The organism is Arthrobacter sp. HLT1-20 (genome assembly GCF_054510895.1).
In genome coordinates this window covers 150,930-176,045 of the sequence record NZ_JBTNDR010000001.1, presented here as the reverse complement: position 1 = coordinate 176,045, position 25,116 = coordinate 150,930, and the positions used below count along the sequence as shown (strand labels likewise).

Sequence of the window (25,116 nt, the reverse complement as noted above, 5' to 3'; positions counted from 1 at the left end):
CCCCTGAGGTTAGTGCTGCTGGCTGAGTTTGGCCCACACAACGGGGATGCGCGCCGCCAGCATCCCGGCGTTCAGTGGCTGCTGGGCGTTCGTCTGCGCCAGCTGGCCGTGGAGCGCGGCTGCGAGCGCGGCGGTCCTGGCCAGGTGAATCGACCCGCTACCCATGGCCAACAGGGCCACCAGTATCCCGGCAAGGGTGTCCCCGCTCCCGGCAGCAGCCAGGCGGGGCGTACCGTTGGCCTGGGTGAAGACGTGCCCATCGGGTGAGGCCACTACGGTGGTGGGCCCCTTCAGGAGCACCACCGCCCTCAGCAGTGCCGCGGCTTGGCGGGCCGCGGCCAAGGGGGAAGCCTCAATCCGGGCACGGTCAAGGTCAACGCCGCAGCGGGCCAGCAGTTGCGAAAGCTCCCCGGCATGCGGGGTCAGGACCAGGCATTCATTCCCGCCGCTGCTTGGCGTCACCAGGGCCAAAGCTGCGGCGTCCACCACTGTGGGCAAGCCAGAGCCGATGGCCTCGGCGGCCCGGTCCAGTTGCGCCTGGTCCCCGTCAATCCCGGGCCCGGCGAGCCATGCCTGCACGCGCACCTGCCGGGGGAATTCTTGCGAACACACCACTTCAGGGTTGCGTACATGGATGGCTGTTGCCACCTGCTCCGGGCCAAGATAGCGCACCATCCCGGGCCCACAGGCCGACGCCGCTGCCACGGCCAGCAGTCCCGCACCGGGATACAGCACCGAACCGGCGATCACCCCCGCCACCCCGCGGGTATATTTGTGGTCAGTGGCGGCGGGCTGCGGCAGGAGTCCAGCAAAGTCCGCGGCCTCAATCCGGGACAACCCGGGCAGGCCAAGATGCCGGCCAATTCCAAGATCTACCAGGGCCACGGTGCCGGCGTACTGCTCGCCCGGAGCACTGAGAAGACCCGTCTTATGCGCGCCAAACGTGACTGTCAGATCGGCACGCAGCACGGGGCCGTGCACCTCGCCCGTGCTAGCGTCCACACCGCTGGGAAGGTCGCAGGCCACCACCGCCGGCCCGCGCCCAGCGAATCCTGCCAGGTGCGCCACCATCCCCGCCACCGGCTCCCGTAGTCCGCCAGTGCCGCCGGTCCCCAGTATCCCGTCAATGACGACGTCGGACTGCCGGGCTTCGCTCATGAAACTCGCCGCGACGCCATCGCCCAGGGCAACACGTCGTCCCCCGGACTTCTCAAACGCAAGCAGCGCCTTGGTATGCGTACGTGCGCTGGTGAGCAGCGCCGTCGTCCGGGCTCCTCGAGCGGCCAGGTAGGCGCCGGCGTAGAGGGTGTCGCCACCGTTGTTGCCCGATCCCACCAGCAGGACAACCCTGGCGCCGTAGACGCCACGGCCGCGGGCGCGAAGCACCGAGACCACGCCCATGGCCAGGCCGTGGGCTGCCTTGTGCATGAGTTCCGGGCCACGCCCGGCATCCAGCAGTGGTTGTTCGGCTGCGCGGACGGCGGCGGCTGAGTAGGCGTGGAGCATGTCAGCTTTCGGCTATCACCATGGCCGTGGAGATGCCGCCGTCGTGACTCATGGACAGGTGCCAGTGCTTGATGCCCTTGGACTTGGCCACCGCCGCCACCGTTCCCTTGACATTGATGGTGGGCCCGTTCTCATCCAAGCCGATCCAGCAGTCCTGCCAGTTCATCCCGGCCGGGGCGCCCAAGGCCTTGGCCACGGATTCCTTGGCGGCAAACCGGGCGGCGAGCGACTGGGTGTTCAAGCCGCGCTCGGCAGGCACAAACAGCCTGTCAAGCAGCCCCGGGGTCCGCTCCAGCTGGCGGCCAAAGCGCTCAATGTCAACAACGTCTACACCAATCCCAATGATCATGACCCCAGCCTATCCCCTTGGGACTATGACGCAGTTGATGCATAAAACGCGCCGGGAAGTGCATTCGGCGAGCATCTACTGCGTCATAGACCAGAGCTGCCGCTATTCGACGGTGACTGACTTGGCCAGGTTGCGCGGCTGGTCCACATCGTAGCCCTTGGCCGTGGCAAGCTCGCACGCGAAGATCTGCAGCGGAACAGTGGTCAGCAGGGGCGCCAGCAGGGTGCTGGTCTCCGGGATGTAGAAAACATGCTCGGCATGCTCGCGCACCGATTCGTCGCCTTCCTCGGCAATCACAATGGTCATGGCGCCACGGGCGCGCACCTCCTGGATGTTGGAGACCACCTTGGCGTGCAGGGAATCACGGCCACGCGGCGACGGGACAACAACAATGACCGGCTGGCCTTCTTCAATCAGGGCGATGGGTCCGTGCTTGAGTTCGCCGGCGGCAAAGCCTTCAGCATGGATGTACGCCAGCTCCTTGAGCTTGAGTGCACCTTCCATGGCCACGGGGTAGCCCACGTGGCGGCCCAGGAACAGGACAGTCCGGGTGTCCGCCATGCTGCGGGCCAGTTCCTTGATCTGTTCTGCGTTGGCCAACACCGTGGCGATCTTGGCGGGCGTCTTGGCCAGTTCGGCCAGGATGTCCTTGATCTGGCCCTGGAACAAGTTTCCGCGCAACTGTGCCAAATAAAGGCCCAGCAGGTAGGCAGCAGTGATCTGCGCCAGGAAAGCCTTCGTGGAGGCCACGGCAATCTCCGGTCCGGCATGCGTGTACAGCACCGCGTCCGACTCGCGCGGAATGGTTGAACCGTTGGTGTTGCAGATGGCCACCGTCTTGGCACCCTGCTCACGGGCATAGCGGACGGCCATCAAAGTGTCCATGGTTTCCCCGGACTGCGAGATGGAAACGATGAGCGTATTCTCATCAACAATCGGATCCCGGTACCGGAACTCATGGGAGAGTTCCACCTCCGTGGGGATACGGCACCAGTGTTCAATGGCGTAGCGGGCCACCTGTCCGGCGTAGGCCGAGGTGCCGCAGGCCAGGACAATGATCCGGTTGATGGACTTCAGGACTGACGGATCCACCCGGATCTCGTCCAGGGTCAGGTTGCCATCAATATCCGAGCGTCCCAGCAGGGTTTGCGCCACGGCATCCGGCTGGTCGTTGATCTCCTTTTCCATGAAGGACGGGTAGCCGTCCTTCTCCGCGGCCGCAGCATCCCAGTCCACCAGGTACTCGCGGCCTTCCGCGGGCACACCATGGAAGTCGGTGATGGTGACGTTGTCCGCCGTAATGGTGACTACCTGGTTCTGCCCCAATTCCACGGCACGGCGCGTGTAATCGATGAATCCCGAAACGTCTGATCCGAGGAAGTTTTCGCCGTCGCCCAAACCAACAACAAGGGGCGAGTTCCGTCGGGCGGCAACGACCACTCCGGGCTCATTGGCGTGCGTTGCCACCAGGGTGAACGCGCCTTCCAGGCGCTGCGCCACCTGTTGCATGGCAACGGAGAGCAGGGTGCCCGCAGAAGTTCCGGCGGCTTCCAGTTCCTGGTAAACCTCACCCAACAAGGTTGCGGCGACTTCGGTGTCAGTCTGGGAGAGGAAGGTGTGCCCGTTCGCCACCAGCCCGGCCTTGAGGGGGGCATAGTTTTCAATGATGCCGTTGTGGATCACGGCCAGCTTTCCGCCGGCAACCACATGTGGGTGGGCGTTGGCGTCAGTTGGTCCGCCGTGGGTGGCCCACCGGGTGTGACCGATCCCCGTCACAGAGGCCGGGAGCGGATTGGCTTCCAGTTCCTGCAGGAGCATGGCAAGTTTGCCGCTCTTCTTGCGCATTTCAATCCCATTGCTGGTGACCAAGGCGACGCCAGCCGAGTCGTAGCCCCTGTATTCCAGGCGACGCAGCCCCTCCACGAGGACTTCCAAAGCACCATGAGCTGCTGACGACGTTGATCCTTGAGCCGGGGCGGTACCGGCGTATCCCACAATTCCACACATGAAAATCAATCATAATCCCCACTCCGAAGGCAGGACGTTCTACCTCTTCCCTGGGGGAGTGACGTGAAAAACAGTCAGCGATGTTTCTCCCGCAGGAACCTCCCGTTTCCCACCCCACCCCAAACAAGGCAGAATTGAAAGTGTGACAGCGCAAAGAACTGAGTCCGCCAACAGCGTCAGTGCCTCCCCTTTTGTGGAGCTGGACCGGCAAACGTGGTCCCGCCTTGCCAACAAAATTGAGCAGCCGCTGGATGAGGAAGACATCCAACGCCTCCGCGGCCTGGGCGATCAGCTGGACATGCGCGAAATCCGTGACGTCTATTTGCCGCTGTCGCGCCTGCTGAATCTCTACGTGGGTGCCGCCGGCAAGCTGCACAGCGCCACCACCACTTTCCTGGGCGAGAGGGGTTCTCGCACGCCCTTTGTGATTGGTGTTGCCGGCTCGGTTGCTGTGGGCAAGTCCACCACTGCCCGCGTGTTGCGCGAAATGCTGTGCCGCTGGCCCGACACCCCCAACGTTGAACTCGTCACCACCGACGGCTTCCTCTACCCCAACGCCGAACTGGAACGCCGCGGACTCATGGGCCGCAAGGGCTTCCCGGAGTCTTATGATCGCCGCGCGCTGCTGCGTTTTGTCAGTGCCGTCAAGAGTGGCGCCGAGGAAGTCCGCGCCCCCATGTACTCCCACCTTAGCTACGACATCCTGCCGGACAAGGAAGTGGTGGTCCGGCGCCCCGACGTGCTCATTGTGGAGGGCTTGAACGTCTTGGCTGCTGCCCGTCCCCGCGCCGACGGCCGCTCGGGCCTGGCGGTCAGTGACTTCTTTGACTTCTCCATCTATGTCGACGCGAAAACCAGCTACATCGAGCAGTGGTATGTGGAACGCTTCCGTTCCCTGCGCACCAGCTCCTTCGCCGATCCGGAGTCCTACTTCCGCCGCTATGCGGGCCTGTCGGACAGTGAGGCCACGGCCACGGCGTCCCGAATCTGGAAGAGCATCAACGAGCCCAATCTGCTGCAGAACGTCCTCCCCACCCGCGGGCGGGCCCAACTGGTGCTGACCAAGGACTCCGACCATTCCATTCGGCGCATGTTGCTGCGGAAGGTTTAGCGCCAGTGGACAGGCCCTTCCCAGCCTCGACCAGCTTGCTGGTCCGCCTGCGGGCCGGCCTGAACTGGCCGCGCCCGGGCGGCGTGGCCGTTTCAGTCATCGGCGCGGCTTTGGTCATCTGTGGAGCGCTGGCACTGGAACCAGCATCCCTGGCCGCCACCTCCGTTGGGAGTACGACGGCGAACTCCACCCTCCTGCCGCCCTCCCCAGCCGCTGGGCAACCGTCAGCGCCGGTGAGTTCAGCCCCCGCAACCCAGGCTCCGGCGTCGACCATCCCCAGCAAGCCAGCCAGCCCGGCACCGAGCGCCGTCCCGGTCATGGGCGCGAGTGCCGGCGCACCCATTCACAAGCTCTTCGCCACGGGCACGGCGGCACCTGCCGAGGAATCCCTGCGCAACATAGCCAACCCGGCCAGCCCTTTGGTGTTGGTCAACAAGACACACCCGCTCAAGCCCGTGGACTACATTCCAGCCGATTTGGTGACCCCGGCCGTGCAGACCACCGGTTCCACGGAACCTGCCCAACTGCGCGCCGAGGCGGCAGCGGCTGTTGAGCGCATGTTCGCCGCCGCAGCGGCCCAGGGGGTCAGCATCAGCATTAAGAGCAGCTACCGCTCCTTTGCGACCCAGGTCAGCGTCTACAACGGCCATGTGGCGGCCAAGGGCGTCGCAGCAGCGGATGCCTCCTCCGCCCGGCCGGGTTTCTCCGAACACCAAAGCGGATTTGCCTTGGACATTGGTGACGCAAACTCCGGCACCGACTGCGATTTCACCTTCTGCGTGGCGGACACCGCCGCGGGGAAGTGGGTGGCGGCGCACGGGGCCGACTACGGCTTCGTGGTGCGGTATTCCATGGGCCAGGAGTCCACCACGGGCTATCTTGCTGAACCCTGGCATCTGCGCTATCTGGGAGTTGCCGTGGCCCTGGACATGAGGGTGCGGGGCATTCAAAGCTACGAGGACTATCTGGGGCTGCCCGGCGCGCCCAACTACAAGTAGCCGTTCGAATACATGTGGGAACACAAAGCGGTCCCACCAGCCACAAATGGGGTACTTTAGTGTCATGTTAAAGGGATTCAGAGATTTCATCTTGAAGGGCAACGTCGTAGACCTTGCCGTCGCTGTCGTCATCGGTGCCGCGTTCGGGGCAGTCATCACTTCCCTGGTCGAGAACATCCTGATGCCGCTTATTGCCGCACTGACGAACTCCCCCAACTTCGACGCCTTCGGTCTGGTCACCATCAACGGCGTGGACCTCAAGTTTGGCGTGTTCCTGACAGTACTGGTCAACTTCGTCTTGGTTGCGGCCGCCATCTACTTCGTGGTGGTCATGCCCATGAACCACATGATTGCCCGGCGCAACGCGAAGTTGGGCATCAAGGAAGAAGCACCTCCCGTCGACCCGCAGCTTGAGCTCCTCACCGAAATCCGTGACGCACTCACCGCCCGCCCCTCCGGCGGGGCCCACTAGCAGCCCCCGTGTAATGCAAGGAAGGCGGCAACCCCGGTGGGGTTGCCGCCTTCCTTGCATTACACGTGTCTTAGAGGGACAACTCGGCCTTGACCACGCTGACCAGCTCGTTGCAAATGCGCTCGGCGGTTTGGGTGTCGGCGGCTTCCACCATGACGCGGACCAGGGCCTCAGTGCCCGAGGGGCGCAGCAGCACCCGTCCGGTGTCCCCCAGCTCGGCCTCGGCCTCGGCGATTGCCGCGTTGATGGCCGGCACGGACGACGCGCGGGATTTGTCCACGTTCTTGACGTTGATCATGACCTGCGGCAGCTTGGTCATGGCACTGGCCAGCTCCTTCAGCGACTTGCCCGTCAACGCAACTTGGGCGGCCAACTGCAGGCCTGTCAAAACACCGTCACCCGTTGTGGCGTACTTGGAGAAGATAACGTGCCCGGACTGTTCCCCACCGAGTGTGTAATCTCCGCGGCGCATTTCCTCCAGCACATACCTGTCACCGACGCCTGTTTCACGGATGGTGATCCCGGCATTGCGCAGGGCAATCTTCAAGCCGAGATTGCTCATCACGGTGGCCACAAGAACGTCATCCTTGAGTTCACCGGACTCCTTCAACGCCAGCGCCAGCACGGCCATGATCTGGTCACCGTCAATCACATTGCCCTCATGGTCCACGGCCAGGCAGCGGTCGGCGTCACCGTCGTGGGCAATGCCCAGATCTGCACCCGTTTCCAGCACAGTCTTCTGGAGCAGTCCAAGGTGGGTGGAACCAACACCGTCATTGATGTTCAGCCCGTCCGGCTCGGCCCCGATCACAATAACCTTGGCGCCGGCGTCCGTAAACACCTGGGGTGAACAGCCGCTGGCTGCACCGTGCGCACAGTCCAGGACAATCTTCAGCCCGTCCAGGCGGTGCGGCAGGGTGCCCAAAAGGTGCACAACATACCTATCCTCGGCGTCCGAGAAACGCTGGATCCGCCCAACGTCAATGCCCACCGGACGGTACGCGTCAAGCTTGAGTTGGGCCTCAATGGCTTCTTCAACATCGTCAGGCAGCTTGTTGCCGCCGCGGGCAAAGAACTTGATGCCGTTGTCTGCGGCCGGATTGTGGGAGGCGGAGATCATCACGCCAAAATCAGCCCCTAGGTCCGCAATCAGGAAGGCTGCTGCGGGTGTGGGGAGCACTCCGGCGTCATAAACGTCGACACCGGCACTGGCCAGGCCTGCTTCCACTGCGGCACCGATGAACTCGCCACTGGCGCGCGGGTCGCGGGCAATGACAGCCCTGGGGCGCTTTCCCTCGCTCATCTGCTCGTGGCCCAGCACCACAGCAGCGGCTTGAGCGAGTGATAAGGCTAGTTCAGCCGTCAGTAGGCCATTCGCCAAACCGCGGACACCGTCTGTTCCAAATAATCTTGACATCCCGTTCAGTCTAAATCATGGAGCCGCAAAATCAGCTTTCCTCACATCATGCAATGGACCACACGGCAGCCTGGACCGGGTGGTTTCCCCTGTTTCGACACCATCTGAGGGCGCGGGGGCCGTTGTGGACATTCGCGGAGGGTCCACCTAGGGCGAATGTCCACAACGGCCCCCGGGCACAAAAAAACCCGGCCGCAGAAGCGAACCGGGGATTTTTGTAAGCGATATTTAGCGCTTGTGGAGCCAAGGGCTAAGACAAGCCGCGGGCCCTGTGCCAAGGCACGAGGCTCGGGAAGGCTTGGATTAGCGCTTGGAGTACTGCGAAGCCTTACGTGCCTTCTTGAGACCAGCCTTCTTGCGCTCGATGACGCGGGCGTCACGAGTCAGGAAGCCTGCCTTCTTCAAGATGGCGCGGTTGTTCTCAGCGTCGATCTCGTTCAAGGAACGAGCAACACCCAGACGCAAAGCACCGGCCTGGCCTGAGGGGCCACCACCGTGGATGCGAGCCCAAACGTCGTATGCGCCGTCCAGGTCGAGGAGGCGGAACGGGTCGTTTACTTCCTGCTGGTGCAGCTTGTTCGGGAAGTAGTTGGACAGCTCGCGGCCGTTAACGATCCACTTGCCGGTGCCGGGTACAACGCGAACGCGGGCAATTGCCTGCTTGCGACGACCAACAGCAGCGCCTGAGACGGTCAAAGCCGGGCGTTCCTTCTTGGGTGCTGCATCAGCTGCAGCTGAGCTTTCGCTCGTGTAGCTAGTCAAAACTTCTTCCTCGGCCACAACGGCCTCGGTGTTCAGCTCTTCAGTATTCTGAGCCACGATTCTCCTTGATAAATATTGGGTTGGTGGCCAGGACTACTGGGCGACCTGGGTGATTTCAAACGTCTTGGGCTGCTGAGCGGCGTGCGGGTGCTCAGCACCGCGGTAAACCTTCAACTTGCCCATCTGGGCTGCGCCCAGCTTGGTCTTCGGGAGCATGCCAGCGATGGCCTTCTCCACTGCACGAACCGGGTTTTTCTCCAGCAGTTCTGCATAGTTCACGCTGGACAGACCACCCGGGTGACCGGAGTGGCGGTATGCGCGCTTCTGTTCGAGCTTGGCGCCTGTCAAGGCAACCTTCTCGGCGTTGATGATGATGACGAAATCGCCCATATCCATATGGGGAGCGAAGGTCGGCTTGTGCTTTCCACGCAGCAGAGGTGCAGCCTGGCTGGCAAGACGGCCCAAGACAACGTCGTTGGCATCAATGATGTGCCACTGACGGTTGATATCGCCGGGCTTCGGGGTGTACGTACGCACGGTTTTTGCCTTCGTTTCTTGTTCTTAGGTGGTGTCACAGATGGTTGACACCTGCTATCTATGCGCTTACCGGAACAGAGGTGAGGGCTCTTACACCAGTCATCCTTACACTTCCCGATGGCACCCGTTCAGTGGTAGTCCTGCAACCGGACCTGCAACGGGCGCGTGATATCGAGATAGGACACGCACAACGACTACCTACGATAGCGTTAATACTAGCCTCCGGTCAAAGTGAGGTAGATGCCCGCCTAAATTCCGGCCTGGATCGGCGCCTTTATGGTGTTCGTTGCCGCCCGCCGCGTCCGCGTCAGGACAGCGCGCTCATGCATATCGATGTCATCGGGGTAGTGAACTTCCTCGAGAATTAGCGGGTGCGGGGCGGCCAAAACCGACTTTGCGTCCCGGATTCCCGCTTGTAGGCGCTGGTGCATCCAGTCCGGAGCTTCCCGCCCCTCCCCCACCATCAGTGCAGCCCCCGTCAGCGCACGGACCATATTGTGGCAAAATGCGTCCGCTTGGACGTTGAGATTAATAACACCATCGTCGTCCTGCGTGAAATCAATGCGCTGCAGGGTACGCACAGTGGTTGAACCCTCACGCGGCTTAGCGAAGGCCGCGAAATCATGCAATCCCAGCAGCGCAGACACTGCTTGGTTCATGAGTGCTACATCCAATTCCCGGGGATGCCACAGTGTCAGGGCTCGCTGCAACGGGTCCCGGCGGGTAACGCCGTCGGCGATCCGGTAGCTGTAGCGCCGCCACAGGGCCGAGAAGCGGGCGTCAAAGCCTGTCGGCGCTACGGAGGCGCGCACGATCTCCACCGAGCCGTGCAGCTCGCCCAGCACCCTCCCCAGTGCGCCGTTGAGGCGGCGCTGGAGCGAAAGCTCGGATACTTCGTCGTGTCCGCGCCGGAGGCCGTCCCATTCTTCCGGGGTGAAGTCCAGGTGGGCCACCTGGCCGCGGGAGTGCACGCCTGCATCGGTGCGCCCGGCCACGGTGAGCCGTATGGGCCGGCGAAGAATCATGAACAGGGCTTCCTCAATGACACCCTGGACGGTTCGCACACCGGGCTGGATGCCCCAGCCGTTGAACGGGCTGCCATCATACGCAATGTCCAAGCGGGCCCTCATCAGGCCTCGTTCTTCGGGGGAAAGTTTGGGGTTGTGCATGGGCCCAATTCTACCGTCGGCCCCGGATGGCCCGGAACGCAAAGAACCCGCCACCCCTGACGGGTGGCGGGTTCTTTGCTGTAAAACTAAAGCTTTCGCTTAGGCCTTACTTGGTCTCTTCAGCGGCAGCTTCGTCAGCTACAACTTCGGTTTCCACAACTTCTTCGACCTGAGCTTCTTCAACCGGAGCAGCCTTGACTGCAGCAGCTGTAGCTTCCTTCACAACGGCCTGCTTAGCGCTGACCGGCTCCAGAACGAGCTCGATGACAGCCATGGGAGCGTTGTCGCCCTTACGGTTGCCGATCTTGGTGATGCGGGTGTAGCCGCCGTCGCGGTTCTCCACAGCCGTAGCGATGTCGGTGAACAGCTCGTGGACAATGCCCTTGTTGCTGATCAAGCCGAGAACGCGGCGGCGTGAAGCCAAGTCGCCACGCTTTGCGAAAGTTACCAGTCGCTCTGCGTAGGGGCTCAGGCGCTTTGCCTTGGTCAAGGTGGTGGTGATCCGCTTGTGCTCGAACAGAGCGGCGGACAGGTTCGCGAGCATCAAGCGCTCGTGAGCCGCTCCGCCTCCGAGGCGGGGACCCTTAGCGGGTGTAGGCATGGTGTTTCTCCTCAAGTATCAGCCGGACCGCCAGCGTGTGCTTTATTAGCACCCGCCCGTCCGACTAAAAAAATATTGTTGTTCGTCTTTAGAGTTCGTCGTCGCTGTAAGCGTCGTCGTTCTCGTCAAGGGCTGCGGCACGGGCGGCCAGATCAAATCCTGGAGGGGAATCCTTCAGGGAGAGACCGAGCTCAACCAACTTTGCCTTTACCTCGTCGATGGACTTCGCACCAAAGTTGCGAATATCCATCAGGTCAGCCTCGGAGCGAGCAACGAGTTCACCCACAGAATGGATGCCCTCACGCTTGAGGCAGTTGTAGGAACGAACCGTCAGGTCCAGGTCCTCGATCGGCAGGGCCATGTCTGCGGCAAGAGCAGCATCCGTCGGGGACGGACCAATCTCAATACCCTCAGCCGCGGTGTTCAGCTCGCGGGCCAATCCGAACAGTTCAACCAGCGTGGTGCCGGCAGAGGCAATGGCATCCCGCGGGGAGATGGCCTGCTTGGTCTCTACATCAACAATCAGCTTGTCAAAGTCAGTGCGCTGTTCAACACGGGTTGCTTCCACACGGAAGGTCACCTTCAGAACGGGTGAGTAGATGGAGTCAACCGGGATACGGCCAATCTCTGCATCGACGTTCTTGTTCTGGGCTGCCGAAACGTAGCCGCGACCGCGCTCGATGGTCAGTTCGAGTTCGAACTTGCCCTTCGAGTTCAGCGTGGCAATGTGCATGTCAGGGTTGTGGAATTCCACACCGGCCGGCGGGGCAATGTCTGCAGCCGTAACAACGCCAGGGCCCTGCTTGCGCAGGTAGGCGACGACGGGCTCGTCATGCTCCGAAGACACGGACAATCCCTTGATGTTCAGGATGATCTCAGTGACATCTTCCTTAACACCGGGAACCGTGGTGAACTCATGCAGAACACCATCGAGGCGGATGCTGGTGACAGCAGCGCCAGGAATGGAGGACAGCAAGGTCCGACGCAGGGAATTTCCCAGGGTGTAACCGAAGCCAGGCTCCAACGGTTCGATAACGAACCGTGAACGGTTTTCGGAAACTACTTCTTCAGATAGGGTGGGGCGCTGTGCAATGAGCACTGGGTTTTCCTTTCAGCGAGCATCCGCTATATGACGCAACACAGGTAGTGGAAATGACGGCTGACGAAACTTACCGGCGGCGGAGTTGGCCTCCACTTTTGGTGGAGGCCAACTCTGCTGCTTAAATCTCGTTAGACGCGACGGCGCTTGGGCGGACGGCAGCCGTTGTGGGCGCTGGGGGTGACATCCGAGATGGAGCCAACCTCAAGTCCAGCAGCCTGCAGCGAACGGATAGCCGTTTCGCGGCCCGAGCCCGGACCCTTTACGAAAACGTCAACCTTGCGAAGGCCATGCTCCTGTGCGCGCTTGGCAGCTGCTTCAGCAGCCATCTGTGCAGCGTACGGAGTTGACTTACGCGAGCCCTTGAAGCCAACTTCACCGGCGGAAGCCCATGAGATGACTGCACCGTTCGGATCCGTGATGGATACGATGGTGTTGTTAAAGGTGCTCTTGATGTGCGCCTGGCCCAGCGCAATATTCTTTTTATCCTTGCGACGCGGCTTACGAACCGCTCCACGAGTCTTTGGGGGCATTATATTCTCCTACGAAAGTTTATTGAGGGGTCGGCATAGGCTTAGGCCCACGCTTGCCAGCATCGTGAAAAACCGCTTCAGCAGTTCGTCCAAGCCGGCTAGCGGGATCTACCTGCCGGCCTTCTTCTTGCCTGCGACGGTGCGCTTCGGACCCTTGCGGGTACGTGCGTTGGTCTTCGTGCGCTGGCCATGCACGGGCATGCCGCGACGGTGACGGATACCCTGGTAGCTACCGATTTCGACCTTGCGGCGGATATCAGCTGCAACCTCGCGGCGAAGGTCACCCTCAACCTTGTAGTTACCCTCGATGTTGTCGCGCAACTGAACGAGCTCAGCATCGGACAAGTCCTTGACGCGGACATCGGGGGAAATCCCGGTCTCTGCCAAGACTTTTTTTGCACGGGTCTTACCGACGCCGTAAATGTATGTAAGCGCTACTTCCAACCGCTTTTCGCGGGGAAGGTCTACGCCAGCGAGACGTGCCATATTTGGCTGCTCCTTGTGTAAACCGGAGGTCGTAGACAGTACACCCGCATATTTTCTTAATGCGGCCCTGGCCTCCGACCAGGGGTCCGTTGTCCGGTTGCGGATTGCTCCGCCTTCGTCCAACCTTGTGCTGCCTTATATATGTACTTGCATGAGCAACTGCTCAGGGTTTTCCTCGAAAGAGAGGAAATTAGCCCTGGCGCTGCTTGTGGCGCGGGTTCTCGCAGATCACCATGACTCGACCGTTACGGCGAATCACCTTGCACTTATCGCAGATCTGCTTGACGCTCGGCTTAACCTTCATGGCATTCCTTTGCGTGATTGCAGTTGTGGTTATTTGTAGCGGTAGACGATACGACCACGTGTCAGATCGTAAGGGCTCAGCTCCACCACAACTCGGTCCTCAGGAAGGATACGAATGTAGTGCTGGCGCATTTTTCCTGAGATATGGGCAAGAACGATGTGCTTGTTCGTCAACTCAACGCGAAACATCGCATTGGGAAGCGCTTCAGTCACAACGCCCTCGATCTCAATGACCCCATCTTTCTTGGCCATATCCTCCGCTAACTTTGTTGCGCCGACACAGTCTTCTCCTGTTGGGGAAGAATGTCATCGGCATTCGATTTACTACTGATTACTGTTCGTCCGATTGCATACCGCAAATGGGCAGGCACAGACAACCAACAACCTACTCTAGTGCAAATTGGCAAATAAGTTAAATTGAGCTATTGAGCGCCTGCTCTGGCGGGTACGGGCGGAGCAGTCCCGCTGGCGTTTCCACGGCGCTGGCGCTGCACACGCCGTCGTCAATGGCAAGACGCACTGCCTCCGCGGCGGCACTTTGCAGCTCAATGAGGGCCGCCACCGGGATGGCCGGGTTGGTGACCAGGGTTGCCGCGCAGGTGGCCAGCGTGAAGATGGTGTCTCCGTCGGCCAGCGTGTGCACAGGGTTTAATGCGCGGGCCATGCCGGCGTGGGCGGCCGTGGCTGTTCGCTTGGCCTCGGCAACACTCAGTGTCGCATTCGTGGCAACCACCACCAGCGTGGTGTTCAGCCCCTCCCCCGCGGGCGGCGGCGCGGTCCCGGGGCGCCAAGGAATGCCCGCGGCGTTGACCACGGCCAGGGCACCAACCACAATGTGGGCGTTCGGTCCCGTCAGCTGAAGTGCGGCGGTGCCCAACCCGCCCTTGAAGGTGCCGGCGCCGATGGCGGCTCCCGTCCCGGCGCCCACGTTCCCGCGTTCGACGTCGGACCCCTCAGCGGTGCTGGCGGCGTCCAGTGCCGCCTCGTAGCCCATGCTGGCGTCAGGACGTGCTGTGAAGTCGCCGCCGCGGCCCAGGTCAAAGATCGCCGCCGCCGGGACTATGGGAACCACGCCTCCGGGCACCGGGAAACCCCTGCCATTTTCTTCGCACCAGCGCTGCACACCGCCCGCAGCGGCCAGGCCGTAGGCGCTGCCTCCTGTCAGAACCACGGCATCCACCGCGGAGACCATGGTGGTGGGATCCAGGGCATCCGTTTCGTGGGTCCCCGGGCCCCCTCCACGGACATCGACCGAACCAATGGTGCCAGGTGGCGGCAGAACCACGCTGACGCCGCTCAGCCAGCCGTTGCCGATGCGCTGGGCGTGCCCCACACGAATCCCGGGTACGTCAGTGATGGCCCCCTGCGACGTCCCTGCTGCTGCGCTCATGTGCCGCCCCTTGCCTGATTGGTCCGCGCACTGCATGGCGCCGGCTCCCTTAGACGATTATGTCCGGCCTTCGGCGCCAAAAAAACAACTAGCCCGCAGAAATCGACGAAAATCGCGTCAAAAACGCATATTTTCGCCGTTTTCTGCGGGCTAGTTGCAAAGACGAGGACGTGCTTAGAGGTAGGGCAAGACGTTCTCTTCGTATGACTTGGTGATGGATGTGGCCGCCGTGGCGAAGGCTTCGGCAGGGTCACCCTTTTGCAACATGATCTTCTCCAGTGCAGTGGTCAGGTCCTTGTCGCCGTTGGGCACAAACACGCGCCCCCAGTCCTGGACGCGGGTGCCAGCCAGCTGATCCACGGCCGTGCGGAACTGCGGGGTCTTGGCATACACGGCCTTCATGGTGGCGCCCTCCAGGGCCGAGGTGCGCACGGGCATGTATCCGGTGTTGGAGGAGAAGTAGGCGGTGTTCTCCGCATTGGTCAGGAACTTCAGGAACATGCCTGCCGCCAGCTGCTGCTCCGGGGTCTTGCCGGCGGGGATGGCCAGTCCGGTGCCGCCGGTGGGGCATGCGGGGCCCTTGGCGCCCTCGGGCAGGAAGCCCGTTCCGACGTCGAACTTGGCGGAGGCGAGGATACCGCTCAGCGACCCCGTGGAGGCGATGGTGCAACCGGTGAGGCCTGCACCAAAGTCGGCCACCTGGTCCTTGGCGGTGACTGCCGCGCTCTTGTTGTCGTAGATGAGAGTTTGCAGGTACTTGGCGGCCTCGAGTGCCTCAGGGGTGTCCAGGGTCATGGCCCAGTCCTTGGAGTAAGCGCCACCGGCACCCCACAGCATGTTGCAGAACCACCAGGCAGTCCAGGAGGTGCCCTTGCCCAGGCCCAATGGCGTGATCCCGGCGGCTGCCTGGATCTTCGGCGCCCATGCATCGAATTCGGTCCACGTCTTCGGCGCACGGTCGGGCAAGCCTGCCTTCTCCCAGACGGCCTTGTTGTAGTAAAACAGCGGCGTGGAACGGGCGTAGGGCACGGCCCAGTGTGATTGGGAGAATTCGTAGTCGCCGTACAGCGTGCTGTTGAAGTCCGCTGTGTCGAATTCAAGGTGCTTGGCCAGCTGGTCCAGCGGCAGGATCTGGCCGTTGATCATGTAGCGGAACCACCAGACGTCGCTGGCGATGACCAGGTCCGGGACGTTGCTGGAGCCCGACGCTGCCTGGAACTTCTGCGCCACCTCGTCATAGTTGGCGCCAGCGGTGACAAGGTTGACCTTGACGCCGCTCTCAGCCGTGAAACGATCCATGATCTCGGACTCAATGTCCTTGGACGTTCCGGGGTGGTTGGACCACCACGTGATCTCCTGGGCCGGGGTGACGGACGTCCAGTCGGTGGCTTTCTCGGTGGCTGCACCCCCTGCCTGTCCGACGGCGGGTCCCCCACAGGCTGCCAGGGCCGCCGAACCGCCCAGGAGGGCGGCAAGTTGAAGCAGCTGACGGCGGTTCAGGTTCGCAAACGGTGAAGCGGTCATTCGTATCTCCTTGTAAGGTTTCCCGCCCGGTCCGGGCAGGGCTGTGCATGGCGAGGTGAAATGTGATCTGGCGTAGAGGGAAACAGGGGCGGCCGGTCAGCCGGTCACGGCTCCAGAGGTGAGGCCTGTGACGATCCGGCGCTGCAGCAGGAAGAAGACAACAAGCACCGGAACGGTGATGAGCACGGTTCCGGCCATGAGGACACCCCAGTTGGTGACGCCGTCGTTGTTTTGCAACAGGGTCAGCCCCACAGGCAGTGTCATCATCTCCGCCTTGTCCACCACCAACAGCGGCCAAAGGTATTCGTTCCATTCGGACACGATGGACACCAGCGCCACGGCAGCGATGGTGGGCGCGGAGATGGGCACCACAAACCGCCACAGCCGGGTCCAGTGGCTGGCGCCGTCGAGCGCTGCAGCCTCCAGGATGGAGACCGGCAGCGTCAGAAAGTGCTGGCGGAACAAGAAGGTGCCAAACGCGCTGGCGAGCCCGGGCAGGATCAGGCCCTGGTACGTGTTGATCCAGCCAAGGTCGGAGACCAGCGTGTAGTTGGGAATGATGACTATCTGCTGGGGCACCAGGAGCGCAAACACCACTAGGCCGAACACGAACTTCTTGAACGGGAATTCCAGAAACACCACGGCGTAGGCGGTGGTCAGGCCCAGGGCGATCTTTAAGGTGGCACCAACAGCTGTGGTGATCAGCGAGTTGATGAAAAAGTTGCCGAACGGCACTACGGCCAGGGCCTCGAGGTAGTTGGACAGGCTCACGGACTCGGGCAACCATTGGACGGGTACCGTGTAGATTTCATCGCGCTGCTTGAAGCTGGCGAGCATCATCCAGACCAGGGGCAGGATCATGGCGGCAACGGCAAGCAACATCATGAGGTAGCCGCCAATCCGGGGTTTGGCCCAGCCCTTCCCGGGCTCCGGCTTCCCTGCACCGCTGGCATCCGCCGGTGGTGGCACCTCCTGGGGTTTCACAGCGGGTTTTCTTCTCACATCGAGGCTCATCAGTAGTGGACCTTCTTTTGAATGAACAGCATTTGCACGGCCGTGACTATCAGCAGGACAAAGAACAGGACTGTGGCTATTGCCGAGGAGTATCCCGCCCGTCCGGTGGCAAATCCTTCCTGGTAGATCTGGTACATCATGGTGGTGGTGCCTTCCAACGGCCCGCCCCTGGTCATGGCCTGGATGATGTCAAAGGACTGCAGGGAACTGAGCAGCGTGGTGACGGAGAGGAAGAATGTGGTGGGCCCCAGCAGCGGCAGCACCACGTTGCGGAAATTGCCCCAGGGCCCGGCCCCGTCCAGCGTGGCCGCTTCAATGAGGTCCTTGGGCACGGCCTGCAGGGCGGCGAGGTAAATCAGGGCCACATAGCCGACGTTTTTCCACAGGTACACCACGATGATCATGGGCAGCGCCCACGCCGGATCGTTGTACCAGTCCGGCGAACCCAGCCCGACGGCTTTCAGTATCCCGCCCAAGACCCCAAAGTTCGGGTCAAAGACAAAGAGCCAGAGAAGTCCGACGGCGACCCCGGACAAGACATACGGCGCGACGACTACCGTGCGGGCCATGCCCGTCCCCCGGAGTTTTCTGTTGAGCAGGAGCGCCAGGGAAAGGCCCAGCGCCATGCCGCCCACCACAGTGACCAGTGTGAAGATGACTGTCACCCGCACCACGTTGGCGGTTGCGGGATCCGTGAACCAATTGACGTAGTTATCCAGCCCTATGAAACGGGCGGTGGCCGAGCCGATATTCCACTGCAACAGTGAGTACTGCAACGACTGCACCAGCGGCTTGTACGTGAAGATGATCAGCAGGGCCACATTGGGGCCGGCAAAAAGCAGGAACAACAGCCACGATTTCCACGGCGTGCGGCGCTTGCGCTGCACCACCGGGTCCTGGCTTTGCTGCTCCGGCGGGATCCTTGACATGGCGTCTGGCGCGGTTGCCAGCTGTGTCACGCGATCAACGCCCTGCCATGGCGGGGGTGTCCAGAACAGCGGTCCGGTCTCCGCGGATCAGTTCGGGGTCGTCGGTGCAGATACCGTCGGCACCCATGTCCAGCAACTCCTGGGCCCGGAGAGGGTCGTTGATGGTCCAGACCCAAACTTTCAGGCCGGAACTGTGGAGCAGCTCGATGTCGTCCCGGTCCAGTCCGGCTTCCCAGATGGACACTCCCTCACCGCCGTGGAGAAGTGCGAATTCAATGGCGGCCGCCAGATCTCTGCCCGTAAATTCTTCCTTGCCGACCCCTTCTGGAAGCAGCGGCTGAATCTTGCCGAAACTACCCACACACAGCGGATACACCTTGGCTCCCGGGGATTTGCGGCCCAACTCGATCAGCGCATTCCAGTCCGCCGAGGAGGCAAACCAGTCCAGCCCCGGCACCTGGGCGACAACCTCGGCAACCGGACCGGCGGACAGTGCGTCCTTGAGCTCGATGTTCACCCGCAACTTTCCGGCCGCCACCTTGAGTACTTGGGCGAGGGTGGGCACAAACTGGCCGGCACCGGCGTCGAGCAGGCCAAGCTGGTGCGCCGTGAACTCAGCTATGCTCCCGGTGCCATTGGTTGTCCGGTCGGCGGTGTCGTCATGGATCACCACGGGGATCCCGTCGGCGGACAGGTGCACGTCCAGTTCAATGCCGTCAACACCCAGTTCGATGGCGCGGGAAAAGGCGGCGAGGGTGTTTTCCGGAAGATGCGCGGAAACGCCGCGATGGGCATAGATGGGCATGGGTTTGCACTCCTCATGGTGGTGGTCAGAGGGCGCACGCGCTGGATCGGCGCGGCCCCCTTCGGCGTCACTGACCAAGCTACGGAGTGCAATATCCATTCGGGTGGAGCCTAGGTGGACTGTGGGCCAACACAGCACCAATAGTTCTTGGCAAACGAAACTGGCCCGCAGAAAAAGGCGAAAAGTCGCGGTTTGAAAACAATTTCCGCCGTTTTCTGCGGGCCAGTTGGGAGGGGCTTGGGGAGCCGGTGGGGATTAGTCCAGCGGGACCGGGGTGACGCCCCAGGGCGCAAGGCGCTCCGCTCCGCCGTCGGCAGCCGTCAGAACCCAAATGCCCTTGTTGTGCACGGCCACCGAGTGTTCCCAGTGCGCCGCACGCGCCTTGTCGGTGGTGACAACTGTCCAGTCGTCTTGGAGGGTGATCGTGTCCAGTCCCCCGCGCACCAGCATGGGCTCAAGCGCCAGGCACATGCCCGGCTTGAGCTTGGGGCCCCGGTGCTTGGAGGAGTAGTTGAGCACATCCGGTGCCATGTGCATGGCCGAGCCGATGCCGTGGCCAACGTAGTCCTCCAGGATGCCGAGCTCCTGGCCGGGCTGTGAGGTCACGTACTCATCAATGGCGTCACCGATGTCACCAACGTATTTGGCACTGGCCATGGCGGCGATGCCGCGCCACATGGCTTCCTCGGTGATGTCGCTCAGGCGGCGGTCAGCAGGATCCTCGGCACTGGGTCCGCCCACAATGGTGGTCCGGGCCGAGTCTGAGTGCCAGCCCTCCACAATGGCGCCGCCGTCGATGGAGATGATGTCGCCGGCTTCCAGAACCCGGGGGCCCGGAATGCCGTGAACAACTTCCTCGTTGACCGAGGTGCAGATGGAGGCGGGGAAGCCGTGGTAGCCCAGGAAGTTGGAGGTGGCTCCAGCCTTCTTCAGTTCCGCCGCGAAAATGGCATCCAGTTCTCCTGTGGTGATGCCGGGCGCAACGGCTGCGATGGCGGTGTTGAGTGCAGCATCGAGGATCAGCCCGCTGCGGCGCATGATGCGCATTTGGTCGATGGTCTTGTATTCAATTCTTTGCTGGCCAAAAACCATGAAAGAACCCTTTCGCTAAAACGATTGAGGGCTCCTCCCCGTAAAGCGGGAAGGAGCCCTCCTTCACAACCCGGCGCCAGAGAGGCGCCGTTGATAATGCTTGTTCTTACTTGGACGTCTTGATGGCGTCCATGATGCGTTCAGTAACTTCGTCCATGGGACCCAGCCCGTCAACCTTGGCCAAAATGCCGCGCTCCGCATAGCGGGACACTACAACCTCAGTCTGTTCACGGTAGAGATCCAGGCGGTGACGAATGACGGCTTCGTTGTCATCGCTGCGTCCGGTTTCCAAGGCACGTCCCAGCAGGCGCTTGACGAGTTCTTCATCGTCTGCCGTCAGCTGGACCACAACATCTAGATTCACATCGGCAGCTGCCAGAATGTCATCCAGTTCGTCCACCTGGGGGGAGGTGCGGGGGTAGCCATCCAAAAGGAAGCCCTGCGCCACATCACTCTGGGAAAGCCGATCGCGCACCATCCGGTTTGTCACGCTGTCCGGAACAAAGTCACCGTTGTCGATGTACTTTTTGGCTTCAAGACCCAAGGGTGTTTCGCCCTTGACGTTGGCGCGGAAGATGTCACCGGTGGAGATGGCAACAATGCCCAGCTCCGCACAGATCCGGTCCGCTTGTGTGCCTTTGCCTGAACCGGGAGGTCCAATGATCAGCATTCTTGTCATCGCAATAACCCTTCGTAGTGGCGCTGCTGGAGCTGCGCGTCAATCTGCTTGACAGTCTCCAACCCAACACCTACCACGATCAGAATAGATGTACCACCGAACGGGAAGTTCTGGTTTGCCCCAATCAAGACCAGGGCGATGAGGGGGATCAGAGCAACGATTGCCAAGTAGAGCGCACCCGGCAATGTAATGCGCGAGATAACGTACTGCAGGTAGTCCTGGGTAGGACGCCCCGCACGAATTCCGGGGATGAATCCACCATACTTCTTCATGTTGTCGGAGACCTCTTCTGGGTTGAAGGTGATCGCGACGTAGAAGTAGGTGAAACCAATGGTCAACAGGAAGTACATCAACATGTAGATCGGGTGATCTCCACGTGTGAGGTAGTTGTTGATCCATTCAACCCAGCCCGGGATGTCAGTGCTGTTTGCCGGTGTGGCAAACTGTGCCAGCAAGGCCGGCAGGTACAACATCGAGGAGGCGAAGATAACCGGGATAACACCGGCCATGTTGACCTTGATGGGGATGTAGGTGCTGGTTCCGCCCATGGTGCGCCGTCCCACCATACGCTTGGCGTACTGGACGGGAATGCGGCGCTGTGACTGCTCAACAAAGATAACCAAGGCCATGACCAGCAGGCCAACAACCATGACGATCAGGAAGGTTCCCCAGCCCTGAGTCTTCAGGATGGCGCCCAAGGAGGTGGGGAACATTGCCGCGATGGCAACGAAGATCAACAGGGACATGCCGTTTCCGACACCCTTTTCGGTGACGAGCTCGCCCATCCACATGATCAGGCCGGAACCGGCCGTCAGGGTGATGATGAGCAGCAAGATGGTGACCAGGTTGTCATTAGGAATCAATGCGCCAGGTGTGCCAGCAGCGCCACAGCCAGCAAAGAGCTGGCCCGAGCGTGCAAGGGTGATCAGGGTGGTGGCGTTGAGCAGGCCCAAGGCGATAGTCAGGTATCGCGTGTACTGAGTCAGCTTCGCTTGGCCCTGGGCGCCCTCAAGGTGCAGCTCCTGGAAACGGGGAATGACCACACGCAACAGCTGAACAATGATGCTCGCGGTGATGTAGGGCATGATTCCCAAAGCAAAGATGGAAACCTGAAGCAAGGCGCCGCCACTGAACAAGTTAACCAGCTGGTAGATACCCTGGCTTGTGTCAGCAGCATTCACGCACTGTTGGACATTTCGGTAATCAATTCCGGGCGAGGGGATAAAAGCGCCCAAGCGGAAGATGGCAAGAATTCCCAGCGTGAACAACAACTTGCGTCGCAGATCAGGCGTGCGAAAGGCGCGGCCAAATGCGGTAAGCAAGCGTCCTCCTGATGTGTAGTAATGAAGTTGACTTCTCGAATGAAGCCCAAGGAAAGATTCTAGTGGGTGATCTGGCTCGCATTGAAACTGTGACGGTACGGCGGACCCATAAGGCGTGGCCACACCGTCACGGAATCCATAAAACGAAAGACCCCTGGTGAGCGGAACATGAGCTCCGCTCACCAAGAGTCTAATCGTTAGATGTGCGCATTTGTGAACTTTTTACAGTTCGGTGGTGGTTCCACCTGCAGCAGCGATCTTTGAAACAGCGCTGGAGGAGAACGCGTGGGCGGAGATATCAACCTTGACGGTGATTTCGCCGGTGCCCAGCACCTTGACGGGCTGGTTCTTGCGAACGGCACCCTTCTCAACCAATGTTGCAACGGTGACAACGCCACCTTCGGGGAAGAGCTCGTTCAGCTTGTCCAGGTTTACAACCTGGAACTCAACGCGGAACGGGTTCTTGAAGCCACGCAGCTTCGGCAAGCGCATGTGCAGCGGCAACTGGCCGCCGGCAAAGCCAGCCTTAACCTGGTAGCGAGCCTTGGTACCCTTGGTACCGCGACCTGCGGTCTTACCCTTGGATCCTTCACCACGGCCAACACGGGTTTTAGCCGTCTTGGCGCCGGGTGCGGGACGCAGGTGGTGGACCTTGAGCGCATTCTGCTTCTCAGCAGTTTCTACAGTCTTGTCAGTAGCCACTTTACTTAGTCTCCTCAACCTTGATCAGGTGCGGAACCGTGTTGACCATGCCAGCAGTCACTGCGTCGGCTGAGCGAACAACGGTGTGACCGATGCGCTTCAGACCCAATGAGCGAAGGGTGTCCTTCTGGTTCTGCTTGGCGCCAACGAGGCCCCTGATCTGAGTGATTTCCAGCTTTGCGTCGGAAACCTGAATGTTCTTCGGTGTAGTCATTACAGACCTGCCTTTTGCATGTTGCGCAAGAGAATGGCCGGAGCAACCTCGTCCAAGGGCAAGCCGCGGCGAGCCGCAACAGCCTTGGGGTCTTCCAGGCCCTTCAATGCAGCAACCGTTGCGTGAACAATGTTGATGGCGTTTGAGGAACCAAGTGACTTGGACAGCACGTCGTGGATGCCAACGCATTCCAAGATGGCGCGGACCGGACCACCGGCAATAACACCGGTACCAGCAGCAGCCGGGCGCAGCATGACGACGCCAGCGGCGGCCTCACCCTGTACGCGGTGCGGGATGGTCTTGCCGATCATCGGAACGCGGAAGAAGGACTTCTTAGCTTCTTCAACGCCCTTGGCGATGGCCGCGGGAACTTCCTTGGCCTTGCCGTAGCCGACGCCAACCATACCGTTGCCGTCACCGACGATTACCAGAGCGGTGAAGCTGAAGCGACGACCACCCTTGACAACCTTGGCAACGCGGTTGATGTTGACAACGCGCTCGATGAACTGGCTCTTCTCAGCTTCACGACCGCCGTCGCGACCGCCGCGGCCACGTCCACCGTCGCGACCGCCTTCGCGGCCTCCACGAGCGCCGTCGCGACCGCCGCGGCCACGAGCGCCATCGGCGCCTGCAGCTGTCTCGGTCTTCGCAGCGGCACCGTCAGTTGCAGTTGCTTCTGACACAGTGTTCTCCTTGTTAATGTTTTCGGTCACAGTGCCAGACCGCCTTCACGTGCGCCGTCAGCAACTGCTGCAACACGACCGTGGTAACGGTTACCGCCACGGTCGAAGACAACAGCTTCGATACCGGCAGCCTTGGCACGCTCAGCAATGAGCTCACCGATGCGCTTGGCCTTGGCGGTCTTGTCACCGTCGAAGGCACGCAGGTCAGCTTCAAGGGTCGAAGCTGAAACCAGGGTCAGACCCTGAGTGTCATCGATGACCTGAACGAACATGTGACGAGCAGAGCGGTTGACCACCAGACGCGGACGTACAGTGGAGCCACTGATGCGCTTGCGAACGCGCAGGTGACGACGGCCGCGTGCTGCGGCCTTGGACTTTCCTCTTATGGATAGTGCCATGGTTACTTACCAGCCTTTCCGACCTTGCGGCGGATGATTTCGCCGGCGTAGCGTACGCCCTTACCCTTGTACGGGTCGGGCTTGCGCAGCTTGCGGATGTTGGCAGCAACTTCGCCCACTTGCTGCTTGTCAATGCCTGACACGGAGAGCTTAGTGGGGCTCTCAACAGTCAGTGTGATGCCCTCGGGTGCCTCAATGACAACCGGGTGGCTGAAGCCCAGAGCGAACTCCAGGTTATTGCCCTTGGCAACTACGCGGTAACCGGTACCCACGATTTCCAGCTTCTTCTCGTAACCTGCAGTGACACCGATGATCAGGTTGTCAATGAGGGTGCGAGTCAAGCCGTGGAGTGAACGCGAGGTGCGCTCATCGTTCGGGCGGCTAACGGTTACGGTGTTCTCTTCGAGTGCAACCGTGATGGGGCTGGCAACAGTGTGCGCCAGCGATCCCTTCGGGCCCTTGACGGAAACCAGGTTATCTTCAACCTTGACCTCGACGCCGGCAGGCACGGAGATGGGGAGACGTCCAATACGTGACATAAGTTCTTTCCCTTCTCTCTCTACTACCAGACGTAGGCGAGGACTTCCCCACCCACGCCCTTCTTGGCAGCCTGACGGTCGGTCAAAAGACCGGAAGACGTCGACAGGATGGCGACACCCAACCCACCCAAAACGTTGGGCAGGTTTGTGGACTTTGCGTAAACGCGCAGTCCGGGCTTGGAGATACGGCGCAGGCCAGCGATTGAACGCTCACGTGCGGGGCCGTACTTCAAGTCGATGGTCATCTTCTTGCCAACCTCGGCGTCTTCAACCTTCCAGGCAGCAATGTAACCCTGTGCCTTGAGGATGTCGGCGATGTGGCCTTTGAGCTTGCTAAACGGCATGGACACGGTGTCGTGGTGTGCCGAGTTTGCGTTGCGCAGACGCGTAAGCATGTCTGCGACAGGATCTGTCATTGTCATTTGGGCGCTTGCCCTTCCTCGAAACGGTTTCCTTCGCGGCGATTAGAAGCGGT

Annotated in this window: 30 protein-coding genes; 3 read left to right on the top strand and 27 right to left on the bottom strand. The window is 61.2% G+C overall.

All coding sequences use genetic code 11. From position 1 onward, the window contains the following. Positions 1–9: 9 nt before the first annotated feature. The 3 genes from ACX80Q_RS00835 to glmS form a co-directional block, all read right to left on the bottom strand. Positions 10–1,506, bottom strand: a complete 1,497-nt coding sequence (locus ACX80Q_RS00835) for an NAD(P)H-hydrate dehydratase (RefSeq protein WP_459328617.1) — start codon at positions 1,504–1,506, stop codon at positions 10–12. A gap of 1 nt (position 1,507) precedes the next feature. Then, positions 1,508–1,855: a holo-ACP synthase gene (locus ACX80Q_RS00830; RefSeq protein WP_459328616.1), complete on the bottom strand. Its 348-nt coding sequence runs from the start codon at positions 1,853–1,855 to the stop codon at positions 1,508–1,510. A gap of 102 nt (positions 1,856–1,957) precedes the next feature. After that, positions 1,958–3,862 (bottom strand): glutamine--fructose-6-phosphate transaminase (isomerizing), encoded by a 1,905-nt coding sequence (gene glmS, locus ACX80Q_RS00825; protein ID WP_459328615.1) that lies wholly within the window; start codon positions 3,860–3,862, stop codon positions 1,958–1,960. A 133-nt stretch (positions 3,863–3,995) separates the two neighbouring features. On the opposite strand from glmS, the gene coaA reads away from it, so the two are divergent. The 3 genes from coaA (at position 3,996) to mscL (ending at position 6,443) form a co-directional block, all read left to right on the top strand. Then, the gene (coaA, locus tag ACX80Q_RS00820) at positions 3,996–4,973 is read left to right on the top strand and encodes a type I pantothenate kinase (protein ID WP_459328715.1); all 978 of its coding nucleotides are present in this window, start codon (positions 3,996–3,998) and stop codon (positions 4,971–4,973) included. Between the two features lie 5 nt (positions 4,974–4,978). After that, a complete protein-coding gene (locus ACX80Q_RS00815; RefSeq protein WP_459328614.1) occupies positions 4,979–5,971 on the top strand; it encodes a M15 family metallopeptidase in 993 nt (330 codons plus the stop codon). A 64-nt stretch (positions 5,972–6,035) separates the two neighbouring features. Further along, positions 6,036–6,443, top strand: coding sequence for a large conductance mechanosensitive channel protein MscL (gene mscL / locus ACX80Q_RS00810; protein WP_459328613.1), 408 nt, complete (start codon positions 6,036–6,038; stop codon positions 6,441–6,443). A gap of 70 nt (positions 6,444–6,513) precedes the next feature. On the opposite strand, the gene glmM is transcribed toward mscL, so the two are convergent. The 24 genes from glmM to rpsH form a co-directional block, all read right to left on the bottom strand. Next, the gene (gene glmM, locus ACX80Q_RS00805; RefSeq protein WP_459328612.1) at positions 6,514–7,860 is read right to left on the bottom strand and encodes a phosphoglucosamine mutase; all 1,347 of its coding nucleotides are present in this window, start codon (positions 7,858–7,860) and stop codon (positions 6,514–6,516) included. Positions 7,861–8,163: 303 nt separating this feature from the next. Next, positions 8,164–8,679: a 30S ribosomal protein S9 gene (gene rpsI, locus ACX80Q_RS00800; RefSeq protein WP_459328611.1), complete on the bottom strand. Its 516-nt coding sequence runs from the start codon at positions 8,677–8,679 to the stop codon at positions 8,164–8,166. A 36-nt stretch (positions 8,680–8,715) separates the two neighbouring features. Then, positions 8,716–9,159, bottom strand: coding sequence for a 50S ribosomal protein L13 (gene rplM / locus ACX80Q_RS00795; protein ID WP_459328610.1), 444 nt, complete (start codon positions 9,157–9,159; stop codon positions 8,716–8,718). 248 nt (positions 9,160–9,407) lie between these two features. Next, on the bottom strand, positions 9,408–10,328 hold the full coding sequence (gene truA / locus ACX80Q_RS00790; RefSeq protein WP_459328609.1) for a tRNA pseudouridine(38-40) synthase TruA: 921 nt from the start codon (positions 10,326–10,328) through the stop codon (positions 9,408–9,410). 106 nt (positions 10,329–10,434) lie between these two features. Further along, positions 10,435–10,929 (bottom strand): 50S ribosomal protein L17, encoded by a 495-nt coding sequence (gene rplQ, locus ACX80Q_RS00785; RefSeq protein ID WP_459328608.1) that lies wholly within the window; start codon positions 10,927–10,929, stop codon positions 10,435–10,437. Between the two features lie 88 nt (positions 10,930–11,017). Continuing rightward, positions 11,018–12,028 carry a DNA-directed RNA polymerase subunit alpha gene (locus tag ACX80Q_RS00780; RefSeq protein ID WP_103464845.1) on the bottom strand — a complete coding sequence of 337 codons (1,011 nt, stop codon included), beginning with the start codon at positions 12,026–12,028 and terminating at the stop codon, positions 11,018–11,020. Positions 12,029–12,159: 131 nt separating this feature from the next. Further along, positions 12,160–12,561, bottom strand: a complete 402-nt coding sequence (gene rpsK / locus ACX80Q_RS00775) for a 30S ribosomal protein S11 (RefSeq protein ID WP_038464649.1) — start codon at positions 12,559–12,561, stop codon at positions 12,160–12,162. Between the two features lie 108 nt (positions 12,562–12,669). Continuing rightward, the gene (rpsM, locus tag ACX80Q_RS00770; protein ID WP_103464846.1) at positions 12,670–13,047 is read right to left on the bottom strand and encodes a 30S ribosomal protein S13; all 378 of its coding nucleotides are present in this window, start codon (positions 13,045–13,047) and stop codon (positions 12,670–12,672) included. Positions 13,048–13,237: 190 nt separating this feature from the next. After that, complete coding sequence (rpmJ, locus tag ACX80Q_RS00765) at positions 13,238–13,351, bottom strand: 50S ribosomal protein L36 (protein WP_011775570.1); 114 nt, start codon at positions 13,349–13,351, stop codon at positions 13,238–13,240. A gap of 29 nt (positions 13,352–13,380) precedes the next feature. Then, on the bottom strand, positions 13,381–13,602 hold the full coding sequence (infA, locus tag ACX80Q_RS00760) for a translation initiation factor IF-1 (protein ID WP_009358723.1): 222 nt from the start codon (positions 13,600–13,602) through the stop codon (positions 13,381–13,383). 160 nt (positions 13,603–13,762) lie between these two features. Beyond that, on the bottom strand, positions 13,763–14,740 hold the full coding sequence (locus ACX80Q_RS00755; protein WP_459328607.1) for a P1 family peptidase: 978 nt from the start codon (positions 14,738–14,740) through the stop codon (positions 13,763–13,765). 174 nt (positions 14,741–14,914) lie between these two features. Next, positions 14,915–16,264 (bottom strand): ABC transporter substrate-binding protein, encoded by a 1,350-nt coding sequence (locus tag ACX80Q_RS00750; RefSeq protein WP_459328606.1) that lies wholly within the window; start codon positions 16,262–16,264, stop codon positions 14,915–14,917. 96 nt (positions 16,265–16,360) lie between these two features. Then, positions 16,361–17,278 carry a carbohydrate ABC transporter permease gene (locus tag ACX80Q_RS00745; RefSeq protein ID WP_459328605.1) on the bottom strand — a complete coding sequence of 306 codons (918 nt, stop codon included), beginning with the start codon at positions 17,276–17,278 and terminating at the stop codon, positions 16,361–16,363. Continuing rightward, entirely contained in the window at positions 17,278–18,207 is a 930-nt protein-coding gene (locus ACX80Q_RS00740; RefSeq protein ID WP_459328714.1) for a carbohydrate ABC transporter permease, read from the bottom strand. The genes ACX80Q_RS00745 and ACX80Q_RS00740 overlap by 1 nt, the downstream gene beginning before the upstream one ends. A 34-nt stretch (positions 18,208–18,241) precedes the next feature. Continuing rightward, positions 18,242–19,012 (bottom strand): glycerophosphodiester phosphodiesterase, encoded by a 771-nt coding sequence (locus ACX80Q_RS00735; protein WP_459328604.1) that lies wholly within the window; start codon positions 19,010–19,012, stop codon positions 18,242–18,244. A gap of 255 nt (positions 19,013–19,267) precedes the next feature. Next, positions 19,268–20,104, bottom strand: a complete 837-nt coding sequence (gene map / locus ACX80Q_RS00730) for a type I methionyl aminopeptidase (protein WP_459328603.1) — start codon at positions 20,102–20,104, stop codon at positions 19,268–19,270. Positions 20,105–20,210: 106 nt separating this feature from the next. Next, positions 20,211–20,783, bottom strand: coding sequence for an adenylate kinase (locus ACX80Q_RS00725; RefSeq protein WP_459328602.1), 573 nt, complete (start codon positions 20,781–20,783; stop codon positions 20,211–20,213). Then, entirely contained in the window at positions 20,780–22,105 is a 1,326-nt protein-coding gene (gene secY, locus ACX80Q_RS00720; protein WP_459328601.1) for a preprotein translocase subunit SecY, read from the bottom strand. Before secY ends, ACX80Q_RS00725 begins: the two co-directional genes overlap by 4 nt. Before the next feature lie 222 nt (positions 22,106–22,327). Next, the gene (rplO, locus tag ACX80Q_RS00715; protein ID WP_459301543.1) at positions 22,328–22,807 is read right to left on the bottom strand and encodes a 50S ribosomal protein L15; all 480 of its coding nucleotides are present in this window, start codon (positions 22,805–22,807) and stop codon (positions 22,328–22,330) included. Between the two features lies 1 nt (position 22,808). Further along, complete coding sequence (gene rpmD, locus ACX80Q_RS00710; RefSeq protein WP_103464854.1) at positions 22,809–23,021, bottom strand: 50S ribosomal protein L30; 213 nt, start codon at positions 23,019–23,021, stop codon at positions 22,809–22,811. After that, entirely contained in the window at positions 23,021–23,734 is a 714-nt protein-coding gene (rpsE, locus tag ACX80Q_RS00705) for a 30S ribosomal protein S5 (protein WP_459328600.1), read from the bottom strand. The genes rpmD and rpsE overlap by 1 nt, the downstream gene beginning before the upstream one ends. Continuing rightward, positions 23,731–24,102: a 50S ribosomal protein L18 gene (rplR, locus tag ACX80Q_RS00700; protein WP_459328599.1), complete on the bottom strand. Its 372-nt coding sequence runs from the start codon at positions 24,100–24,102 to the stop codon at positions 23,731–23,733. Before rplR ends, rpsE begins: the two co-directional genes overlap by 4 nt. A 2-nt stretch (positions 24,103–24,104) precedes the next feature. After that, positions 24,105–24,641, bottom strand: coding sequence for a 50S ribosomal protein L6 (gene rplF, locus ACX80Q_RS00695; RefSeq protein WP_459328598.1), 537 nt, complete (start codon positions 24,639–24,641; stop codon positions 24,105–24,107). 23 nt (positions 24,642–24,664) lie between these two features. After that, positions 24,665–25,063: a 30S ribosomal protein S8 gene (gene rpsH, locus ACX80Q_RS00690; protein ID WP_103464858.1), complete on the bottom strand. Its 399-nt coding sequence runs from the start codon at positions 25,061–25,063 to the stop codon at positions 24,665–24,667. Between the last annotated feature and the right edge of the window lie 53 nt (positions 25,064–25,116).

Excerpts from the sequence above, each read along its gene's own strand:
- ACX80Q_RS00835 (WP_459328617.1), bottom strand. The coding sequence starts at position 1,506 with ATGCTCCACGCCTACTCAGCCGCCGCCGTCCGCGCAGCCGAACAACCA.
- ACX80Q_RS00830 (WP_459328616.1), bottom strand. The coding sequence starts at position 1,855 with ATGATCATTGGGATTGGTGTAGACGTTGTTGACATTGAGCGCTTTGGC.
- glmS (WP_459328615.1), bottom strand. The coding sequence starts at position 3,862 with ATGTGTGGAATTGTGGGATACGCCGGTACCGCCCCGGCTCAAGGATCA.
- mscL (WP_459328613.1), top strand. The coding sequence starts at position 6,036 with ATGTTAAAGGGATTCAGAGATTTCATCTTGAAGGGCAACGTCGTAGAC.
- glmM (WP_459328612.1), bottom strand. The coding sequence starts at position 7,860 with ATGTCAAGATTATTTGGAACAGACGGTGTCCGCGGTTTGGCGAATGGC.
- truA (WP_459328609.1), bottom strand. The coding sequence starts at position 10,328 with ATGCACAACCCCAAACTTTCCCCCGAAGAACGAGGCCTGATGAGGGCC.
- rplQ (WP_459328608.1), bottom strand. The coding sequence starts at position 10,929 with ATGCCTACACCCGCTAAGGGTCCCCGCCTCGGAGGCGGAGCGGCTCAC.
- rpsK (WP_038464649.1), bottom strand. The coding sequence starts at position 12,561 with ATGCCCCCAAAGACTCGTGGAGCGGTTCGTAAGCCGCGTCGCAAGGAT.
- rpsM (WP_103464846.1), bottom strand. The coding sequence starts at position 13,047 with ATGGCACGTCTCGCTGGCGTAGACCTTCCCCGCGAAAAGCGGTTGGAA.
- rpmJ (WP_011775570.1), bottom strand. The coding sequence starts at position 13,351 with ATGAAGGTTAAGCCGAGCGTCAAGCAGATCTGCGATAAGTGCAAGGTG.
- infA (WP_009358723.1), bottom strand. The coding sequence starts at position 13,602 with ATGGCCAAGAAAGATGGGGTCATTGAGATCGAGGGCGTTGTGACTGAA.
- ACX80Q_RS00755 (WP_459328607.1), bottom strand. The coding sequence starts at position 14,740 with ATGAGCGCAGCAGCAGGGACGTCGCAGGGGGCCATCACTGACGTACCC.
- ACX80Q_RS00750 (WP_459328606.1), bottom strand. The coding sequence starts at position 16,264 with ATGACCGCTTCACCGTTTGCGAACCTGAACCGCCGTCAGCTGCTTCAA.
- ACX80Q_RS00745 (WP_459328605.1), bottom strand. The coding sequence starts at position 17,278 with ATGAGCCTCGATGTGAGAAGAAAACCCGCTGTGAAACCCCAGGAGGTG.
- ACX80Q_RS00740 (WP_459328714.1), bottom strand. The coding sequence starts at position 18,207 with ATGTCAAGGATCCCGCCGGAGCAGCAAAGCCAGGACCCGGTGGTGCAG.
- ACX80Q_RS00735 (WP_459328604.1), bottom strand. The coding sequence starts at position 19,012 with ATGCCCATCTATGCCCATCGCGGCGTTTCCGCGCATCTTCCGGAAAAC.
- map (WP_459328603.1), bottom strand. The coding sequence starts at position 20,104 with ATGGTTTTTGGCCAGCAAAGAATTGAATACAAGACCATCGACCAAATG.
- ACX80Q_RS00725 (WP_459328602.1), bottom strand. The coding sequence starts at position 20,783 with ATGACAAGAATGCTGATCATTGGACCTCCCGGTTCAGGCAAAGGCACA.
- rpmD (WP_103464854.1), bottom strand. The coding sequence starts at position 23,021 with ATGACTACACCGAAGAACATTCAGGTTTCCGACGCAAAGCTGGAAATC.
- rplR (WP_459328599.1), bottom strand. The coding sequence starts at position 24,102 with ATGGCACTATCCATAAGAGGAAAGTCCAAGGCCGCAGCACGCGGCCGT.
- rplF (WP_459328598.1), bottom strand. The coding sequence starts at position 24,641 with ATGTCACGTATTGGACGTCTCCCCATCTCCGTGCCTGCCGGCGTCGAG.
- rpsH (WP_103464858.1), bottom strand. The coding sequence starts at position 25,063 with ATGACAATGACAGATCCTGTCGCAGACATGCTTACGCGTCTGCGCAAC.